This is a genomic window from Zooshikella ganghwensis (genome assembly GCF_018263875.1).
GTDB classification, from domain to species: Bacteria; Pseudomonadota; Gammaproteobacteria; order Pseudomonadales; family Zooshikellaceae; genus Zooshikella; species Zooshikella ganghwensis.
In genome coordinates, this window is sequence record NZ_JAEVHG010000001.1 from 325,948 (window position 1) to 345,156 (window position 19,209).

Annotated in this window: 16 protein-coding genes; 7 read left to right on the forward strand and 9 right to left on the reverse strand. The window is 38.4% G+C overall.

What is annotated here, in order from left to right; translation table 11 throughout:
- Positions 1-50: 50 nt before the first annotated feature.
- The 3 genes from KHS79_RS01385 to KHS79_RS01395 form a co-directional block, all read right to left on the reverse strand.
- Complete coding sequence (locus tag KHS79_RS01385) at positions 51-491, reverse strand: DUF2489 domain-containing protein (RefSeq protein WP_027708138.1); 441 nt, start codon at positions 489-491, stop codon at positions 51-53.
- 133 nt (positions 492-624) lie between these two features.
- The gene (locus KHS79_RS01390) at positions 625-1,098 is read right to left on the reverse strand and encodes a YiiD C-terminal domain-containing protein (RefSeq protein WP_027708139.1); all 474 of its coding nucleotides are present in this window, start codon (positions 1,096-1,098) and stop codon (positions 625-627) included.
- Between the two features lie 135 nt (positions 1,099-1,233).
- On the reverse strand, positions 1,234-2,034 hold the full coding sequence (locus KHS79_RS01395) for an alpha/beta fold hydrolase (protein ID WP_212716019.1): 801 nt from the start codon (positions 2,032-2,034) through the stop codon (positions 1,234-1,236).
- Between the two features lie 271 nt (positions 2,035-2,305).
- Here KHS79_RS01395 and KHS79_RS01400 point away from each other — a divergent pair, with 271 nt between their 5' ends.
- On the forward strand, positions 2,306-3,253 hold the full coding sequence (locus tag KHS79_RS01400) for a helix-turn-helix domain-containing protein (RefSeq protein ID WP_212716021.1): 948 nt from the start codon (positions 2,306-2,308) through the stop codon (positions 3,251-3,253).
- Here the strand turns inward: KHS79_RS01400 and KHS79_RS01405 are convergent.
- Positions 3,177-3,653: a GNAT family N-acetyltransferase gene (locus KHS79_RS01405; RefSeq protein WP_212716028.1), complete on the reverse strand. Its 477-nt coding sequence runs from the start codon at positions 3,651-3,653 to the stop codon at positions 3,177-3,179. The genes KHS79_RS01400 and KHS79_RS01405 overlap by 77 nt on opposite strands.
- A 232-nt stretch (positions 3,654-3,885) precedes the next feature.
- Here KHS79_RS01405 and KHS79_RS01410 point away from each other — a divergent pair, with 232 nt between their 5' ends.
- Positions 3,886-4,899: an efflux RND transporter periplasmic adaptor subunit gene (locus KHS79_RS01410; protein ID WP_212716030.1), complete on the forward strand. Its 1,014-nt coding sequence runs from the start codon at positions 3,886-3,888 to the stop codon at positions 4,897-4,899.
- A 17-nt stretch (positions 4,900-4,916) separates the two neighbouring features.
- On the forward strand, positions 4,917-8,084 hold the full coding sequence (locus KHS79_RS01415) for an efflux RND transporter permease subunit (protein WP_212716032.1): 3,168 nt from the start codon (positions 4,917-4,919) through the stop codon (positions 8,082-8,084).
- 79 nt (positions 8,085-8,163) lie between these two features.
- Here KHS79_RS01415 and KHS79_RS01420 read toward each other — a convergent pair whose 3' ends face one another.
- From KHS79_RS01420 to KHS79_RS01440, 5 genes are all read right to left on the reverse strand, one after another.
- A complete protein-coding gene (locus tag KHS79_RS01420) occupies positions 8,164-8,439 on the reverse strand; it encodes a hypothetical protein (RefSeq protein WP_133296128.1) in 276 nt (91 codons plus the stop codon).
- Between the two features lie 214 nt (positions 8,440-8,653).
- Complete coding sequence (locus KHS79_RS01425) at positions 8,654-9,862, reverse strand: chymotrypsin family serine protease (protein WP_212716034.1); 1,209 nt, start codon at positions 9,860-9,862, stop codon at positions 8,654-8,656.
- Between the two features lie 477 nt (positions 9,863-10,339).
- A complete protein-coding gene (locus tag KHS79_RS01430) occupies positions 10,340-10,987 on the reverse strand; it encodes a hypothetical protein (protein WP_027710115.1) in 648 nt (215 codons plus the stop codon).
- Between the two features lie 145 nt (positions 10,988-11,132).
- Entirely contained in the window at positions 11,133-12,524 is a 1,392-nt protein-coding gene (dbpA, locus tag KHS79_RS01435) for an ATP-dependent RNA helicase DbpA (protein WP_094788261.1), read from the reverse strand.
- A 210-nt stretch (positions 12,525-12,734) separates the two neighbouring features.
- Complete coding sequence (locus KHS79_RS01440) at positions 12,735-13,349, reverse strand: ACP phosphodiesterase (RefSeq protein ID WP_212716036.1); 615 nt, start codon at positions 13,347-13,349, stop codon at positions 12,735-12,737.
- A gap of 733 nt (positions 13,350-14,082) precedes the next feature.
- Between KHS79_RS01440 and KHS79_RS01445 the strand changes: the two genes are divergently transcribed.
- The 4 genes from KHS79_RS01445 to KHS79_RS01460 all read left to right on the forward strand — a co-directional run bounded on the left by KHS79_RS01445 (position 14,083) and on the right by KHS79_RS01460 (position 19,197).
- Positions 14,083-14,331 carry an acyl carrier protein gene (locus KHS79_RS01445; RefSeq protein ID WP_212716038.1) on the forward strand — a complete coding sequence of 83 codons (249 nt, stop codon included), beginning with the start codon at positions 14,083-14,085 and terminating at the stop codon, positions 14,329-14,331.
- Positions 14,332-14,884: 553 nt separating this feature from the next.
- Positions 14,885-15,928, forward strand: a complete 1,044-nt coding sequence (locus tag KHS79_RS01450; RefSeq protein WP_212716047.1) for a polyamine ABC transporter substrate-binding protein — start codon at positions 14,885-14,887, stop codon at positions 15,926-15,928.
- The gene (locus KHS79_RS01455; protein ID WP_212716049.1) at positions 15,915-18,239 is read left to right on the forward strand and encodes a putative bifunctional diguanylate cyclase/phosphodiesterase; all 2,325 of its coding nucleotides are present in this window, start codon (positions 15,915-15,917) and stop codon (positions 18,237-18,239) included. Before KHS79_RS01450 ends, KHS79_RS01455 begins: the two co-directional genes overlap by 14 nt.
- 169 nt (positions 18,240-18,408) lie before the next feature.
- Positions 18,409-19,197 carry a substrate-binding periplasmic protein gene (locus KHS79_RS01460; RefSeq protein WP_233468155.1) on the forward strand — a complete coding sequence of 263 codons (789 nt, stop codon included), beginning with the start codon at positions 18,409-18,411 and terminating at the stop codon, positions 19,195-19,197.
- Positions 19,198-19,209 lie beyond the last annotated feature (12 nt).

Sequence of the window (19,209 nt, forward strand, 5' to 3'; positions counted from 1 at the left end):
CCTGTAAAAACAGGCCCTTTTGTATTTGAGCGGCTAATAATGTAAGTTGTTTAAAAGCTATAGACTAATAGTTTTTTCGCTGCCTGAATTATTTCTTGTCGATATTGTGTTTCTAACTCGACACGTTCTTTATCGAGTGCATTGAGTTTATTGGGACGTAAACTATGGCGTTCATCATGAGTTGGCATATCTTTTGTTGCGAGATACATTGTGTCAATAACCGAAAAATCTGCATGCTTAAGGATATTTTCATCAATATTTTCTAGTAAGAATCGCAGTCTTATACAGGCTTCAGACAAATTAACCTGTTCGTTCACAACGGCTGCAGATATAAGTCGTATACTGGAGATCAAAAAGTCACGATGTTGTTTTTTATATTCACGAATTTTAGCTTGGTTCTGAAAAACTTCGCGCCATAGCTTAATAGCCCAAATAGCAAGCGCAAGTGTAATTACGGCGGCAGCAATTAGTAACAACGTATATAACGTCATAGGACTCTCATTTCTACTTTTTTAACAGCTTGGTCATTGGGAAACTTTGTAGTTTAGTGCAAGACTAAGCGTGGTATTGACTGGCTTAGTATCAGCATAGAGCGGGTTGCTTTTAGTCATTAAGAATCATAGATCAAGCGCCATTAGCGGGTGGGGTCTTAACTGAGGCGACATAGGTGCCGGTAAATTCAGCAGTAAGTTTATTATCTTGCTTCACTTGAACAGGTAAGATGAGCTTAGCTGTGCTTTTTACATTTAAGTCATGACAGAATTCATCAAGATCACTATCTTCCGGGCGAAGACATTCTGCGAAAAAATCATCGGTAATTGGTTTCAAGTAACGTAACTTACTCTCGGCTATAACGACTTGGTTTGGGCCAGATGCTTGTTTAGCTAAAAGTGTTGCCATTGCCCAGCCAGTTATGGTTGCTAGTGTAGCAATACTGCCACCAAAAGCAGTGTGTTTGTCATTTACATTAACGGCTAGCGGAGCGCTAAGACGTAAGCACTTGCCATCAAAATAGCAAACTTCAATCTGCATAGCGGCTATTAGGGGAATATTAGAGTGTAAGTAGGCATCAAGTTCTTGTGCTATTGCTAATTTCATTATCTCACTACAAACGCTTGAATTTTAATGAGTTCGGCTGTACGTGAAGTATTATGGATATAAAAAAGTGTAGAATCATTCTAAACGCTGCTTGCTGGGAATGCTACCACTGCCTTGTAACAAGCACCTGTAAAACTACCCTGTCAAAGCGATTTGTTGTTGTGACAAAAAGTGTAGCAGGTGTTGATTGACTTGTTCTGGCTGGTCCAAAGGTGAAGCATGTCTGGAGTTAGTAATAATTACCAGAGATCCACACTTAAAGTGCCTTATATAACCTTGTTTGTAGGCTATTGGGGTATAGTCATGTTCTGCCGCAAGCACTAATACTGGACAGTGAATACGTGCTAATTGATGCTCAACACTCCAATGCACAAGTGCCTGAAATGCCGCTAAGTAAGCTTCTTTATTATTTTGCTGCCAACGTTTTATACCGCTTGCTCGCAATTTGCTTTGTGAAGGGAGGGGGAATAGCTTCTTCATCAAAAGACGGCTATGTAAGTGCATTCCAAACAACTTAATAATGGCTATCCGCTGCCAGATCAGTAGCTTGGTTGACCAGTTGAGAGCATTAATTCCTGGGCCACTGTTGATAAGGGTAATAGAGTAAAACAACTTTGGATGATCAACGGCCAGCTGCAAGGCAATCATGCCTCCCATAGATAAACCGATAACATGACAGCGCTGTAAATTGAGTTGCCTAAGTAATTGTCGAATATCCTCAGCCATGCCTCTTATAGAGTAAGGGCCAGATGGCTTGTCGGAGTCACCATGACCACGAAGGTCTGGGACAATGACGAAGTAATAAGGGGCAAGTGCCTCAATTTGTGCTTGCCAGTCTTTACCACAAGACCCTAAGCCATGTAATAGTAGCACTGGTGTGCCTTGTCCGTAGCAGTTGTAAGCAATTTTATGTGTGTTGACCATGGTCAATGGCATGGTGTTGGCCTTCCCTAGCACGTATAAATACCGATTGTCTGTCACTGGTGGGCAGGTTTAATAGAGGCGCCTCAGTGTAACCGGTTATTGAGATGACAAATGGTCTGGCTAAATAATTTACAAAAAAAGCATAGCGTGACTAGCAGATTTGTCCATTAAATGGTGTTACTGGCTGACCTGATGGCATTAAACCCGCAGTAAGCTTAAGTGTAAGCACTTAAGATGAAGTTTGTGGGCGTAATATTTGATAAATAGAGAAGTGGCAGTAGTTATGTTGGAACGGTTTGGTGATTACCTTAAGCGTAAGCGTAAAGCGCAAGGTTATACACAAGAAATGATAGCAACAGCGTTTTCTCGCTTCTCGCCAATACTGACAGGTATTGATGCTGTAACGATCAGTCGTTGGGAGCGCTTCACAACAGAGCCACCTGTCAATAGACAGAAAGAAATCATTGGCTTTTTTAAAGATGAACTGAGTGAAGTGTTTCCTTTTATGCCGGCGAAAACTGCATTACAGTCGACAGAACAATCAGTAGAGTATTTACTAAAACATTACCTCAACTCAACAAAGCTACAGTCAAAGATTGGTACTTATCCGGAACAGTGTATTAATAATTATGAGCTTAAGTCGTTGCTATCACTAACAACCGATGAGCATCTATTACGCTTGATTTTGGATTATGATCACTCCATTTTTCAGTCTGAAAATAACGTAACATTAGCAACCATACAGCAGTGGTTGATAACAGGATGTTCTCCGTTAATGTTGGCATGTACTAAGTTGGGGCATTACTTTGGGCATTTGATTGCCCTGCCTGTGACGTTAGAGGCTTTTCAACAGTTAATTAATAATGAGCTGGCAGAAGCAGATATTTGTGCTTCGCACTTAGCCGTAGTCAATGAACCACACTGCTTATATATTGTTTCACTCTATGGTGGTAGCCGTCTGGCAGCATCACTGCTTATCTTACAGATTATGTCGTATGTGAGTCAGTACCGGGATAATGTCCAAAAAATCGGTGGTTTATGTGCGACAAGTGATGGTGTTCGCCTGGCAAAGGCATTTCATTTACAGCCAAAATTTGTGGGACCCACTGTCGCCAATGGTTCTGTTAGGTTTCAGGGGCGCGAGGTTCAATTTGTCACGTTTGCAGCGAATGTGACTGACATTCTGGCTGATCGAGGTGTTCGTCAGGTGATGACGGCCTTTGCCACATAAGGGGGCGTAGTTGTGCATTACGCTGCTGATAGGTTTTAAAACGCTGGAGTATGGGCACAGGGAGTGTGTGACTATCCAGCATGATAAATCCTACTTTTAAGTAAAATGGTACTACGTTCTGTTCTGCAAAACAGTAATACTCACTCATCGTTAATAACGGGGTAATACCTTCCAGTAACGCTTGCCCTAGTCCTTGTCTACGCAGTTTACTGTCTACCCATACACCTCTTAATAACCACTGTTCCGCTAACGGTACAATACGCAGTGCCGCGACAATTTGTCGTTGCTGTAATGTAAATACAATTTCATTTCCTCGTGCTTTGCCTTTATACCCCTGGGCTTTATAAAAACGATTGACAAGGGGATACTCAGCAGGCATTAGTTGTTTTACGTTAAACAAGATGTTGGTCTCAGTATAAAAATAGTGACAAATTGATTACGCAGCAAGTCAGTGATAACCTCGTAACGTGTACAGTGTATCTTATTAATAAATGATAAATTAGACGCTATGGATAGCGTGTATTAGCCTAAATCGTTATAGAATGATTTGGTGCTTTTTCATAGTGTGACATGTTTTTAATTGCTTTTAATGTGTAATTTTTCACTGATTAGCCGCAGGGATGAAACAGTTAATGAATCGCGTATTGCCGTATATTGCAGTTTTATGGTTGTCATTGTTATCCAGTAGCGTAACGAGTGAAACTCGAGTTAGTGCAGAGCCTGCAAGTGAACTTCTGTTTTATCCAACGCGCAGTGCTCCTGCCCAAGTTATTGCTTTGAATAAAAGTCAAATTCCTGCAGAAATTTCCGCGCGTTTAGTTGCGATGCCAATTAATGTCGGAGACAAAATAGCTAAAGGTGATATATTAGCTAACCTTGATTGCCGGCAAACAATATTAACAAAACAGCTGCAACAAGCTAAATTAGCTGAGCTTAATAATCAATTGGCATTTAATAAGCGTGAGCTACAGAGAAATATAAAACTTGCGCGTAAACAAACGATTGGTGAGGCTGAGCTGGACCGGTATAAAACCAGTGTAGTGAGCACTGAAGCCCAATTAGAAGCTCAACGTGCAGCACTGGAAATTGCTGAGCTCAATGTAGAATATTGTGAAATAAAAGCTCCTTACAGTGGTGTAATTACGAAAAAAATAGCTAATGTGGGTGAGTTACTTGCTATTGGTACACCTGTAGTTGAATTACTGCAGACAGACCATTTGGAAGTATCTGCAAAAATTGCGCGTTCTGATGAGCTATCATTTATGCAAGCACGCCGTTATGTGTTTTCGAGTGATGATAAAACATACCCTCTTAACAAACGCACGTTATTGCCGTTTATTGAAAATAATACCCGAAGCCGTGAAGCACGTTTTTTATTTACAGAAGATGCTTCTATTATTGGTAGCATTGGGCGTTTAGTCTGGGAAAATCCTACTCCTCATTTACCTGCTTACCTCTTACAAAGGCGAGATAAACAATACGGAATTTTTATAGCAGATAGTAACGTTGCAAAATTTATTCAAATTGAGGGCGCACAAGAGGGGAGACCTGTTCCTGTGAGTCTTGCATCAGCATCTTTGGTGATTATTGATGGGCGTCATGGCCTGGTTGATGGAGAGCAGCTCCATATTGTCAAAAAGCAATAAAATAAGGAAAGTAGACAATGTGGTTACGTAGCTTAATCGAAAATCATAAACTCACTAATTTGCTTTTTATATTAGTATTATTGATGGGGTACTTGGTTTATTTGCAGCTACCTAGAGAGCAAGATCCTAGTATTAATTTTAATTGGGTGCAAATAACGACTTTGTTACCAGGAGCCTCCGCCCAAGATATAGAAAAAAAAATTACGGATGTATTAGAAGAAGAACTGGAAAAAATACAAAATATTAAGTTTGTTTCCAGCACCAGCCGTGAGGGTGTATCCAGTATCTTAGTACGTTTTCAGGATATCAGCTCGCGCTTGTTTGATAAGCGTATGGTTGATTTACGACGTGAAATAAACAATGTTGAAGATGAGCTGCCTGAAGAAGCTGAAAGCCCCACTATCTATGAAATAACGACAGCAAATGCATTCCCTACTGCAACGGTAGTGATATCTGGTCCTGCTGATGATGAGAACTTACGTCGGCAAGCTATTATTTTGGAAAATGAGTTAACGCGAACTAAAGGCGTAGACAGAGTACAGCTCACGGGTGAGCGAGATCCAGAAATACAAATTCGCTTTGATGTGGGGAAAATTCAGCTGCTTGGTATTTCGCCCACTGCTATCGCTGATACGATTCGTACGTTTTATCGTGATATTTCAGCGGGTAGTGCTCGGGTTGGTGAAGATCAATGGTTAATTCGCATCGAAGGCACAACGACTGACCCTGATGAGTTAGCGCAGCTACCTGTATTAATCAATCAAGGTGCTCAAAGTGAAGTACGTTTAGGAGAGATCGCAGAAGTCGTTTGGGCTAGAGCGAAGGCTGACCGTTTAGTGCGTTTTCAAGGCCGGCCTGCTGTAATGTTTGCGGTCATGAAGCAAGAAAGCACCAACACCTTGGAGCTTGTGGAGCGAATTAATCATTTAATTGAAGAAAAAAAGAAGTTTTCAAAAGAGCTTGGGGTTAATTATACGCTGATTGATGATCAAACATTAATTACCCGTAATGCATTATCCATTATGGAAAACAATGCGTTAATTGGTTTGATTTTTGTGCTTTTTGTCACCTGGTTTTTTCTGGGTTCTCGGATTAGTTTACTGGTTACTATTGGTATTCCTTTCACCTTGGCCGGTACTTTTATCATGTTAAAAGTATTTGACCAAACCTTAAATACTTCAGTACTTCTAGCCATTGTCATTGCTCTAGGGATGCTGGTTGATGATGCCGTGGTAGTGGTTGAGTCAATTAATAATAAAATACGTTCGGGATTAAAAGGGATTCATGCTGCTTGGACGGGGCTGACTGAAGTAATAGGTCCGGTAACCGCTTCAGTATTGACTACCATGGCAGCATTTTTACCGTTAATGTTGCTGCCAGGTATTTTAGGTAAGTTTATGATGGTTATTCCGTTAGTGGTTACAACAGCCCTTGCGGTCAGCCTCATAGAAGCCTATTGGATGTTGCCTGGACATATTATTGCAGCCAAAGTATCGTTTGCTAGAGCTTCAGTGATTGATAATTTAAGGCAGCGTATTATTCATAAACTTAAAGTGTATTATGGCTACACATTAATAAAGATTATGCGTCATCCTAAAAAAACAATCTCTGCGCTTGTTTTGCTGTTTGCTGCAGCGCTTTCAGCCGTTGAAAGTGGTGTGATTCGAGTGGACTTCTTCGCTGCCGACACAATCCGGCTATTTTACGTTAATGTGGAAATGCCAACCAGCAGTTCTCTGGATGAAACCATGGAGAAAATGCTTGAGGTTGAAAAACATGTGGCCAGAAATCTTGAGGACTATGAAGTTCGCTCAGTTGTGAGTTATGCAGGACAAATGTTTACTGAAACTGCACCCATGTTTGGTGAGCACCTTGGGCAAATTATGGTGAGTTTGCAGCCAAGAGAGGAAGGTTTTCGATCAGTAGAACAAATTATAGAAGATATGCGTAGTGACGTTTTACAGGTTATAGGGCCTACGAATACTTCCTTCTTGAAATTAGCGGGTGGTCCTCCTACGAGTAAACCCATAAGTGTAAAAGTGAGAGGGAAAGAGTACAGAGAGTTACGGCAAGCAACGGATGCGTTAAAAACGTTTATAGCAACAGATGAAAGATTTCGGGATATATCAGACGATGATAGTAAAGGGCGCTACGGACTCACACTAAAACTCAATAATGATGCAATTAATCGTTTGGATATTGTGCCAAATGATGTGTACCGAACAATAAAAATGCTCGTTGATGGTGAAATAGTGAGTTATGTTCAACACGAAGGAGAACAAGTTGCTTTACGCATAAAATCTACATCAGCGGTCGAAAATAATTACCATGATATCAATGAGCTGTTGAGGTTGTCTGTTCCCACACGAAGTGGTGATAATGTGCCTTTAAAAGAGTTGGTTGTGGTTCAATCGGAGCAGGTGAAAGGTAATTTACGACATTATAATTTTTTAAGAACCATTACATTAGAATCTGACATTGATAAACAGAACATTGATACTGTTGCAGCCAATAATCTGATTAAAGATTACTGGGAAACCATTGCCAAAAACTATCCTAATGTATCATTGGACTTTTCTGGTGAATTAGATGATATACAAGAGAGTATCGATGCTATAGCCATGTTATTTATGTTAGGCATTGGTTTAATGTATTTAATTTTGAGCACCCAGTTTCAAAGTTATTTTCAACCCTTAATGGTATTGATTACAGTACCAATGGCATTTACGGGAGTTGTTCTTGGGTTATTTGTATCTGGCAACCCGCTTAGCTTATTTACTATGTATGGCATTGTTGCCCTTGCGGGTATTGCTGTTAACGCTGCAATTGTACTGATATCTACAGCAAATAAGAATCTGGCTAAAGGCATGAGCTTGATTCATGCGATATTTTATGCTTCAAGACGACGAATGTTGCCTATTTTAATTACGACCTTAACAACGATTGCAGGCTTATTTTCCCTGGCTGTTGGGCTAGGGGGGCATTCGCTCATTTGGTCCCCTGTCGCAACGGCTATTGTGTGGGGGCTATTTTTCTCAACATTCCTAACACTTTTTGTTGTTCCAGCTTTGTATCAAATGTCGATGTACCGAGTTGCTAATAAACGAAATATGACTCTGTTTGTTGCTCAAAACCAGGATTCACAGAAAAGCGAGATATACAACAATAATGAAATAAATAAGTAAGAATCTAAACTTGGGATTCATACCAGCTGATAGGCTACTATGACGTTAACTGCCGCGTTAAAGCGGCAGTGAGGCTTTTTTAGCCATGTCCTCCACCTCCAATACCTGCCGAAGGAATACAGGTGTATCCTGGTTTTGGAGCTTCAGTAATTTTTCCCTTACTAAATAGAAATTGTTGCCGGTAACAAAAGTCGAGCTTTTTGCCAGTTTTTCGAACATACTCAAGCTGGGCTTGGCGCTGTTTTGCCCATTCATTAAGTTCATCACCTTCGTGTTGACCTGCTTGGGCTGCAAATGGGTTCAGTAATATTAGGATTGATAGGGCTAATGGTGTGAAGCGTATGAGTGACATCATCTTTCCCTCGGTTTGCGATATTAAGCACTATGCTTAGTATAGGGTAACCATGTTACTTATCGCGTTTTCATTTTTGCGTAGAGTGTTTCCAATCTTGCGAAAAATAGCTTATTAAACAGTAAGTTGTAAGCTCAGCCAAAAATAAGGATACTTGCACTCCGTTTAAGATCTATTGTGCAAGGGGGATTTTCGTTCTTTGCGAATACAAATGAAATTACTGCACACGGACAGTCACACCTAGCGCTTCATCAAAAAGATCGGCAACACTAAATACGTTGAGTCCACCACAATCACCGACATGGGAGCCATAAGCCTTATAATTAAATGACCATCCACCACCACTATCACCACCGATAGTGACATCGCCGTCCATTCGGACAAGACGTTGCGTTGATATTCCGTTGAAAGTACAGCTAACAGATGTAGCACTTACGTCAAGGCTGCAATCCCTTTTGTTTGATGAGCGGCCAAACATACAAATTGACTCTCCGATACTAATATTGGCGCGCGCTTCAAGCGCAGTTACATTTCGAATATTGTTATTTTGATCGGCATAAAACTGAGCAGGTTCAGTATATGTGGATGTTTTCCATTCTATATCGCCCCACGCACCTCTATGCTGAGTGCGATGGACAAGTGGATGGTAAGCATACGGAGGGTGGTCTATTTGATTAATACCATCACAATGGCCTGCGGTAGTAACGCCAGTAAGACCACTACTGTTTTCCACGGACCAGCCAGATGTACACTCAAAGGTATTATCATCAAGGACTCGCATTCCGCCAAACGCTAGTTCACTGACACCAATAGGACCTTGACTAATCACCACATTGACACTATTTCGCAATGATTTAGGTAGAGCCGATACGACTTGTCTAGGGCTGCTTAGTTTTCCTGTTTCTTCAGCAATCAAAACATCAATTCTACCTGCGTTTCTAAAATCAAACGAAGTTGCAAAGTCCTGAAAGCCCAACTCCTTTAAATTACTTTGTACTTGATTGGCACGACTCTCTAGCTCTAAAAATGAAAAGGGTTGGTGTTGAACAATACTGATATTGATTTTCGACTCTGCTACCAGATTATAAACAGCACTTGTTGCCATTCCTTTTATATATAGAGAAGGTGTACCACCGGGTTGTTCTGATAACACTGATCCTACAAATAAATCTGGGTGGGACTTAGCTAATTGTTCTGCCGCAGCACCGACTGCCTCAGCTGTATTATAATCCATTCTTGCTTCTTCTAAACTCCACCCTTTTGCTATAGCCACTAACTTTAAGTCTGTAAGTAGAGCATCTTCTTCAGTTTGAATGTTAATGTTAAAAAATCCTTCATGCTCGTGTTTGTTATTGCTCTGTGCAAATGCATTACCAGTGCATATCAGGGCAACACAAATTGAGGCGAGTACATTTCCATTAGCCATAATAAACTCCCTGTTAATTTATGAATGAGTTAAAAACAGTAGTTGTAATTTTTTTAGCCTCAAATTTATTAAAGTGGAATTATGTTTTGCATCTCTGATATGTTGTCATTTTAATTGGGGGTTAATTCCTTTTAGTTGTTTGATATGGTATTTCCAATACCCAAAACGCAGGGCTGGTTGCAGGATGAGTCTGCTCTGTGAAGATTAGCGATAGCAATCATAGCTGTTTAAAATCGCTATGGATTGCGCGCTTAACATTATTATTGATGGGCATGTTTAAAGATAGTTGACGTAACTGACTTGTTCAATCTGCATTGGTGAATTTGTGCTGTCGTTAGTATTCAATAATTAATATACTTATAGTGACTGGTTACTATTGCTCATATTAATCAGGTATTTTTGTACTTATATATTTTTTAAATGGTTATGGGGTATTATTGTTTTCGGAAGGTTGGTGAGAGTTTATATGCTAATAGTTTAAATAAACTGTCTTATATACTTTTCTGTTTCGTGATTTTTGCAGATAATTGAAACACCTTCCTTGGATAAGCTGCCAAGTTTGATTTTTAGTGGTGAGCTAACGGAGTTATGTGTATCAATGCTCAAACGATACTCTTTTTGATGTTCAAAATAAATTGATTTTGTGAATAAAGACAGTTTTCCCTGGTACTTATTAAAATCAATATAACTAATATGTCCACTATCGATTTGATAGTTATTTCGATGGCAATAATTTTGTATTTTATCTAAAAAAAAGAAAGGATTTTTTATAATGACAGCAGTATCGCCTAGTTCAAAACATGTTTTGTCGATGAGCGGCTTAGTATTATGGCTTAAGTGTGTAGGATTAACTGCACACATACAATAAATGTAAGGGTTATCATTTCGAGTATCAAATATAATTGGGTTATAATGATTTTTAATAACTTTATTATGAGCTGTTATTGACGATATACTGCGTTGTACTATATGTGTGAATCCTTCGTAAATATCACGACGCTGAGCATTGTATACAGGTCTTCTAAACATTCTTAATCGTTGTAATAAAATTTCACCTTCATGGTGAAATCTTTCCATAAATTCACTTTCACCAAACTTTACGAGTAAAAAAATGCCTTTATCCATAATGCCACCCTCCTTGTGATCATTGACTAAATAATATTCAAGATTGTGGCTGGTTACAACAAGTCAATCCCTTAAAATTTTGAATAAATTATTAAGGGAAAAGTTTCAGTTGTAATATGCTAACAACACTTCGTTTTGAGTATCATTATGTACCTCTAATTCTTCTTACCCGAAAAGAACGGCCTTTTAATTTTCCTTCAGATAACTTTTTTAAGGCGGGTTTACTCGCTTCTCGTGATACGGCAACATATGCACAATTGTCAAAAATATGGATTTTGCCGACCTGTTTCCCTGCAATACCATTTTTACCTGTTAATGCTCCAAGAATATCACCTGGTCTTACTTTTTGTTTTTTTCCTCCATCTATTTGTAACGTAACCATAGATGGTTTATCGGAACGTTTTTCTAATAGATTAAAAGCGGGAAGTGGTTCTGGTTGAATGAATGTATCCAGCATATCTTCAATTTTTGCCATTTTATGCTGTTCATTTTCACAGTAAAGAGTACAAGCTGTGCCTTTGCTACCGGCTCTACCCGTACGTCCGATGCGATGTACATGCACCTCAGGGTCTTTGGCAATATGGTAATTGATAACAAGGTCAACAGAGTCAATATCCAATCCACGGGCTGCTACATCTGTGGCTACGAGAATGGTAATGCTCTGATTAGCAAACCTAACAAGTACTTGATCACGAGCTTTTTGTTCTAAATCGCCATGTAATGCTAAAGCACTGAATCCATGTTGGCGTAACGTCTCCGCGACCTCTTGTGTTGCTTGTTTGGTGCTGCAAAAAACCACTGCAGATACGGGGGCGAATTTGATAAGTGCTAGTCGTAATGCAGTATCACGTTGCTTATTATTTTCTAGTTTATAAAAATATTGTTTAATTTTTGTGGAGTTGTCCATTGTCGTTGCCTGCACCATGAGAGGGTGCTGCATAATACGGCTGGCAATGGCTTGTATCTGATCGGGGTAGGTTGCACTAAATAACAGTGTTTGTCGCTGGTTAGGTATTTTATTGATAATCGCATCAAGCGCATCTTGAAAGCCCATGTCTAACATGCGATCAGCTTCGTCTAGTACAAATGTGTCTAAGTGATCCAGTTGAAGAGTGCCTTTACGTAAATGCTCTTCTATACGGCCAGGTGTACCTACGATGATATGAGCACCATGCTCAAGTGAGCCAATTTGAGGGCCAAATGGCATACCACCACATAACGTGAGCACTTTAATATTGTGGATAGTGCGGGCTAACTTGCGAATTTCTTTGGCGACCTGATCTGCCAGCTCTCTTGTGGGACACAGTACCAGCGATTGGATTCTGAAGTGCCTAACATCAAGCTTGTTTAGTAAGCCCAGTGCAAAAGCTGCGGTTTTTCCTGATCCTGTTTTTCCTTGGGCAATAACATCTTGTCCTTGCAAAATGGCAGGTAGACTTTGCTGCTGAATGGGGGTCATGGCTTTGTAACTAAGGGATGCTAGGTTTTGTAGTAACGCTGGCTGCAGCTTAAGGGTGCTAAAAGCGGTGTGGTGCATTAAGAATACCTGAATTCTGTTGTTGCCTGTCATTGCAACTCTAGAGGTTGTACACCCTTGGCGTTGGGCTTCACCTCTGTGTAATTGAACAGCCTTTAACCTTGACTACGACAATGATTAGTTAATGTAAGTGTTAAAGGAGGTTCTTACGAGAGTACATTGAGATTTTCGTGAGGCGCATTGTAACAGATTAAGTGCTGATAAACAGGTTTATTTTAACCATCGTTCTTGCTCTGATGAGCCGCTTTTATTAATAAAAAAATTGGCTAATTCTGGAAAGAATAAAAGGAAATCTTCTTCAATTGATTCTAGATTTGCGGTTATTGCGGGTAAGTAGCTTGATGCGGTTTCTTTGGCAAGTATTCTTGGGGATAGCCGATGATCTAAGCGATTAAGGGCAAAAATTACACCCGAAAAATTTACGTAACTTGAAAAAATTTTATGAGTAATAACTCGCTTAATAAAGTCATAAGCTGACTCAGGTAGAGTATCTATCGTCTTGAGAGAATTATTATTGAATGTACTAATAAACTCATTTAGCTCAGTATTAATGAATTGCCCCCAGTGCTTAGTTAATAAATGATCAAATATAATGTCGACTACCACTCCTTTAAGGTACCCTTTTGTACCAAGTCTGGCTTTTGCTCTGCTTACATGTTGATTGGTATCAGTGAATGAATCAATCCAGCCGTGCATTTGTATACCATCTCGATGCGATGAGCTACAACCAGGCCATGGTTTCCCTTTAAGCGGATCAGCCAGTAAATTGCCGAGCTGATACTCAATGTTTTTTTTGGATAATACGATATGGGCAAGGTGATTCATTTCACTACTACTGGTTTAACGTATACCATGCGATTGTATATTAACAAACTGATTCAAGCATTGCCTAGCTGCTTTTTGCCGTACCTCATCACGCTTAAGTAAGCAATAATAATATTTTGATGTATGGTTTGCATCTTATATGACAAATACAGATGAGGGTGAGTGAATTTTGATCATTTGATGGGGGGAGGCTGATAAAACTGTACTTAAACTTGTTGATAGAGTATTTCACGATAATATATACCCACAACGAAGGGTTTTTAGGGGGGCCGTCAAGCGATGAAGCCCCTGGGCAAGTTTACTGCTGTGAAACTTGCGGTAGCCACTTTAATTGATATAGCAGCGCTGCTGGGCGGTTATATTAATAAGTGACTGGGGTGGCCGTTAAATGCGCCTCGGCAATAGCGCCTGCATTGCTCTACTATATGACATCCATGTCATTATGTATAAACTGCATTCCCACCATCATTGTTGATCAAGAGTGCTGACAACAAACCCTAAAAATGATTCGTGAAGGATATACTTTAGTCTAATTGACTCCATCAAAAATTTTTTTTCTAATGCCCGCATAGCAAAGCACTAAATTACTAATATTTGTATAACTAGTGTGATAAGTCAGCTGTTAGTAATTATGGAGTTTGATTCTTAATTGGATAATTTGTCTGAGATATTGACTGCCTGCACCGTACTGTAAGGCTGAAGTTTAATCGATTATTTTTTTGTGGGATAAAAGATGTCTAATGAAAAAGTAAATTCTATTTATACTACACTAGCTGAATATCTTGAAATTCCTGTCAGTGAGTTAAAAGAAAGTACCAGTCTGGAAAATGAGTTGCTGCTAGATTCAACAGAACTGATTTGTATTATAGCTGCATTAGAAAAAACAATGAATATTGATTTGCAAAATGTTCCCTTTGAAGATTGGGTTGTAATTAATGATATAGTTAAAGCAGTTGAGCAGAAAGTTAGAGAGGTTATGTAGAAAAATAGAATGAAAAAAGCATATAATAAGCTATGGGGTAGGCGTGAAATCGGTGTTCAAAACTTTTCATGTGGTTATACCCTGCACGTATGACTTCTGGGTTTTGTTATCTACACTCTTGACGACCAAGGATAGTGGGAATGCAGTTTATACAGGCGCATTTAACTGCCAACCCAATAACCTATTCATATAAGCTCATACGGCTTCGTCACTTGATGGCCGTATCTAAAAACCATTCGTATTGGGTATATAACAAGATGCATTAATTTTTTTAATGAAAATAAAGTTGTCCAATTTGATGATGCTTTAATAAGTGAAATTGTCCTCTTCTGGTGATAAAGAAAACTTACAACATGGGGCGGATAAAAAGCTTTCTATCCATCATAAGATATCCATCTTATACTTCTTTCAAGATGCTTAATGCTGAGCAAAAATTCAACTAAAGTTTTTGATCGTCTAATCAGTAATTATACGAAATTAGCCCTCCTTTAAGGTTAGCCTGAAGAGAACTAAACTTTCATCTAGTAGGACGTTGACTTCCTTGAGGCTTTTAATGCGTAACATATATACTTTACTATTTTTTATTATACTCACTTCAGCTTCGACTTCAGCGGATGAGTTAGTTATTTTTAATTGGCAGGAATATTTATCTCCACATGTTATTGAGCGATGGGAAAAAGAAACAGGTTGGAGGATACACCAAATTTATTATGATGTTGATGAAATGCGTGATGAAGTACTTGCTAGTGAAGTTGCTGAACAGTTCGACCTTGTGGTGATTGATAGTATTTCCGCACAATTATTTGGAAAGAATAATAAATTGGTTTCGATAACACGCTCTGAAGTAAGTAATTTGGTGAATATCCAGAAGCGTTGGACTCAAAGCTGTGGTAATTTTGGTGTTCCATATTTCTGGGGTACAGTTGGCATTGTATATCGAGCGGATAAGATTGACACTAAACCGGTGTCATGGAGAGCACTGATTGAGCCAGAAAAAAGTCTTTTTGGTCATATAGGAATGCATGAAGATTTTACAGATACACTAATGCCGGCATTAAAATTGAGTGGCTACTCTATATATAGTGAAAATAATGATCATCTTAAAGTCGCTTATCAGTTACTTAGAAAGCAAATTCCTGCAGTTATGACATATGATTATGTTATTAGTTATATTAGTGCCAAGCCTGATGATGAAGCATTATATATGGCCATTGGCTATAGTGGTGATCAACACACATTAAACGATCTAACAGGAAAAGACAGTTGGCAGTATATTGTGCCCGATGAAGGTACATCACTGTGGATTGATTGTTTCTCTGTATTAAGTCATTCTACAAAGAAGCAGCAAGCACTGTCATTTATTAATTTTTTAAATAATGCAGAAAATGCTGCAATTAATGCTAAAGATATTGGGTATGCAACGACTAGTAAATCTGCCATTGAACTTTTACCCAGCGAAGTAAAAAATGATAAAAGTATATATCCTGATCAAGATGTTTTAGATAGAAGCGAGCCATATAGAATCATCTCTGATAAAAATATGAGTCAGCGAAATCGAATCATGCGCGCTTTGAGAAAAGAGCATGAGACTAAGTAGACGCGTTAGAGTATTAATTCTACCTGTTTTAGTGTTGAGCTACTTAATCACGTTCATAGGTATTTATCAAGTTCAAAAAAAATCGTTGATTGATTTTCTATCCAGTCAAGCTCTTTTACAGCTAAATCAGCTTGTTGACAGTATGAACAGGTACCTGAGTTTTGCTGATACGTATTTCCCGTCGTTAGTTAGAAGTGCTGAGATACGACAGTACTTAAATGTTGAAGATAAACGATTTAAAGCGCTTGCAGTTGAGGGTAACTTAGAAACAGCAATTCAAGACTTAGATGAAATTAGCTTTCACTATATATCGTTAGCTATTTTTTTTCCAAATAATAATATCGAGTTTTACTATGAAAATAGCGGTGATCCATTTAGTACAATAGATCCAAAAATACCAACCATTGTGCAGGAAATGCGTGATAATAAAATTATTAGTAATAGGTATTTAATTAGTGAAAATGATAAAACCCGTCTATTGTATATTCGGTTTATTGATCGTTATACGCAGCGTAAACCTTTAATGAAAGATTGGGAGCAGTCTATCGCTGTGGTTATGGCGTTTGATGCCTCTGACTTTGACGCCTTGCGGGAGACTTTAAAGAAAGAGCAAAACATCGATACCTATATACTAGTAGAAGGAGGTGAGCCTAGAGAAGTTTCTGAATCATTGATTTCTGTGGTCTATAAAATAACTAATTTAGGTAGTATTGCTCTTGTTGTAAGTGATAATGAAATTTCTGAACAGTTACGCACGCTCGAAAAACGGATGATACTGTCGTTTGTGATTTTGACAATTTGCTCATATATAATGTTAATATTTTTAATTAAACGCTACATTACCAGCCCAATAGAAATTCTGGAAAGGGATTTAACAGATGTACTTGAAGGAAATAAAGATAAACCAAATGCCTATGATAGTCAGGATGAAGTAGGTAGTTTAAGCCGTGCTTTTGTACGAGTGTATGAGCAACTCCATAGCGTATATGAAGTGACAAAGGAGATGGCTGAGCGTGATGCGCTAACAAAGCTTTATAATAGAAGAACATTTACTGGTTGTTTAGATCGGGTCATTGCTCGAGCTAATAGAAAGTCAAAAAAAGTTGCATTACTGTATATTGATTTGGATAACTTTAAATTTGTAAATGATAAATTTGGTCATGAAGCTGGTGATACCTTGCTTAAGACATTTGCAGAGCGCTTACAGTTGTCAGTACGTACAACTGATATTGTTGTGAATATCTATAATCATGATTTAGCGAGATTGGCAGGGGATGAATTTGCGGTGCTGCTACATGACTTTGATAAAGATGCAGTACTCTATAAAGTAGCTGAAAGAATATTAACATTATTTGAAGATGGATTTGAATGTGATGCAGGACATTTCCCTGTCTCAGCCAGTATAGGTATTGCGATTTACCCTGATGATGGTTCTAACCCTACGGAACTTATTTCTAATGCAGATACTGCAATGTACCAAGCTAAACACGCTGGTAAAAATCAATATGCTTTTTATTCGCAAGAATTGGCACTTCAAGCAAGAAGAGATAAAGAGATAGAGACTGAACTTAAGAAAAGAGATTTCAGTGAATTTGAAGTGTATTATATGCCTGTGTATTGTGCACAAACACTAAAAATAGCAGGTGTAGAAGCATTGTTGCGCTGGCAGTCCCATGTACTTGGTTTTATTTCGCCTGCAGAGTTTATCCCTATAGCAGAAAGCCGTGGTTACTTTGAGGCAATAGATTTTTGGGTGATTGGACAAGTTATTAAAGACATTCCTCAATTACAGAGTCTCTATGGTTATGATCTTAAAATAGCGATTAATATTTCATCTGCTCACCTGAGTTCAACACACTTTATTGAAAAACTCGCTGCAGTGTTTTCTGAATGTCAGGTGGATCTCTCAATTATTCAATTAGAGATAACTGAAACATTTGAAATATGTGATATTGGTAAGGTTGAAAAAAATTTAGCATTACTAAGAAATATTGGTGTATCACTAGCCATCGATGACTTTGGAGCTGGTTATACATCTTTGGTTCAGTTGTTGAACTACCCCATTGATACAATTAAAGTAGACAAAAGCTTGGTTGATATGATGGTTGATAATCGTCGTTGTGCAATGGTGTTATCACTCATAAAGTACTTAAAGCATCAGGGTTTTAGAGTGACTGTTGAAGGTATTGAACATAAAGAGCAAGCAGAGCAACTGATTGAAGCAGGATGTGATTACTTGCAGGGATTTTTATACAGTAAGCCAATGCCATTAAATGGTCATATTCAACAAGTAAAAATTTCATCTGGCTAGTTAACTGATAGAACTAAAGGAAACTGAGGCTAAAGTATACTATTCTGAGCATATGTCAACTATACCCATAACGAAGGGCTTTTCGGGCTAGCCTGTTAAGATTAGTGCCATTAAAAAATGATCCGTGAAGGGTATATGAGCGAGGTAACACACTTATTACGAATAGTTTATGATAAAAATTTTACCGACGACTCAGCTTATTATTTTGATGTTATCACTCTTTAAGACTACATATAGCTGTGCAGTTGAAGTCAAAATAACCATTGGTGAGTGGTTACCTTTCATCGGGGAAAAACTGCCTCATTATGGCGTTGTTCCACATATCATTACTGAAGTATTTTCAGAGTTTGATGTTCGTGTAAAGTATGGTTTTTATCCGTGGCAAAGATCTTATAAATATGTTCAGAGTGGAGAATGGAACGCATCTGCAATTTGGGGTAAAACTGAGGAACGTACTAAAGATTGCTACTTTTCTGATGTTGTTTATTCAGGAGAGTCAGTGCTGTTTTTTTTAAAAGATCGCCCATTAGAGTGGTCTGGTGATAGTGAATCACTATACAAATTAAAAAATATCACAATTGGTCTTTCACGTGGTTCAGCTAAGGGTGAACTATTAAAAAAAGCAGAGCAGAAAGGTCTTATAAAATACAGTATTGGTTCGGATAAAACGAGTACTTTTCGTATGTTGCTTGCTAAGCGTTTTGATGCATTGGATGAAAATAAAGCGGTTGGACTAAATATTATGTATACACAGTTGGATGAACCGCAACGTCTTAAAATACATTTTACTAATACATATGAACAGTGGGACTACTATGTTATTTTTTCTAAGAAAATAGATGAAAATAAAAAGTTTTTAAAACTGTTTAATGAAGGTCTTCATGAAATGAAAATGAGTGGAGTTTATGATAAATTTTGGAGAGACTTTGAAAGAGGGAAGTACAGTATGGTAGAGTGATTTATTTTAATA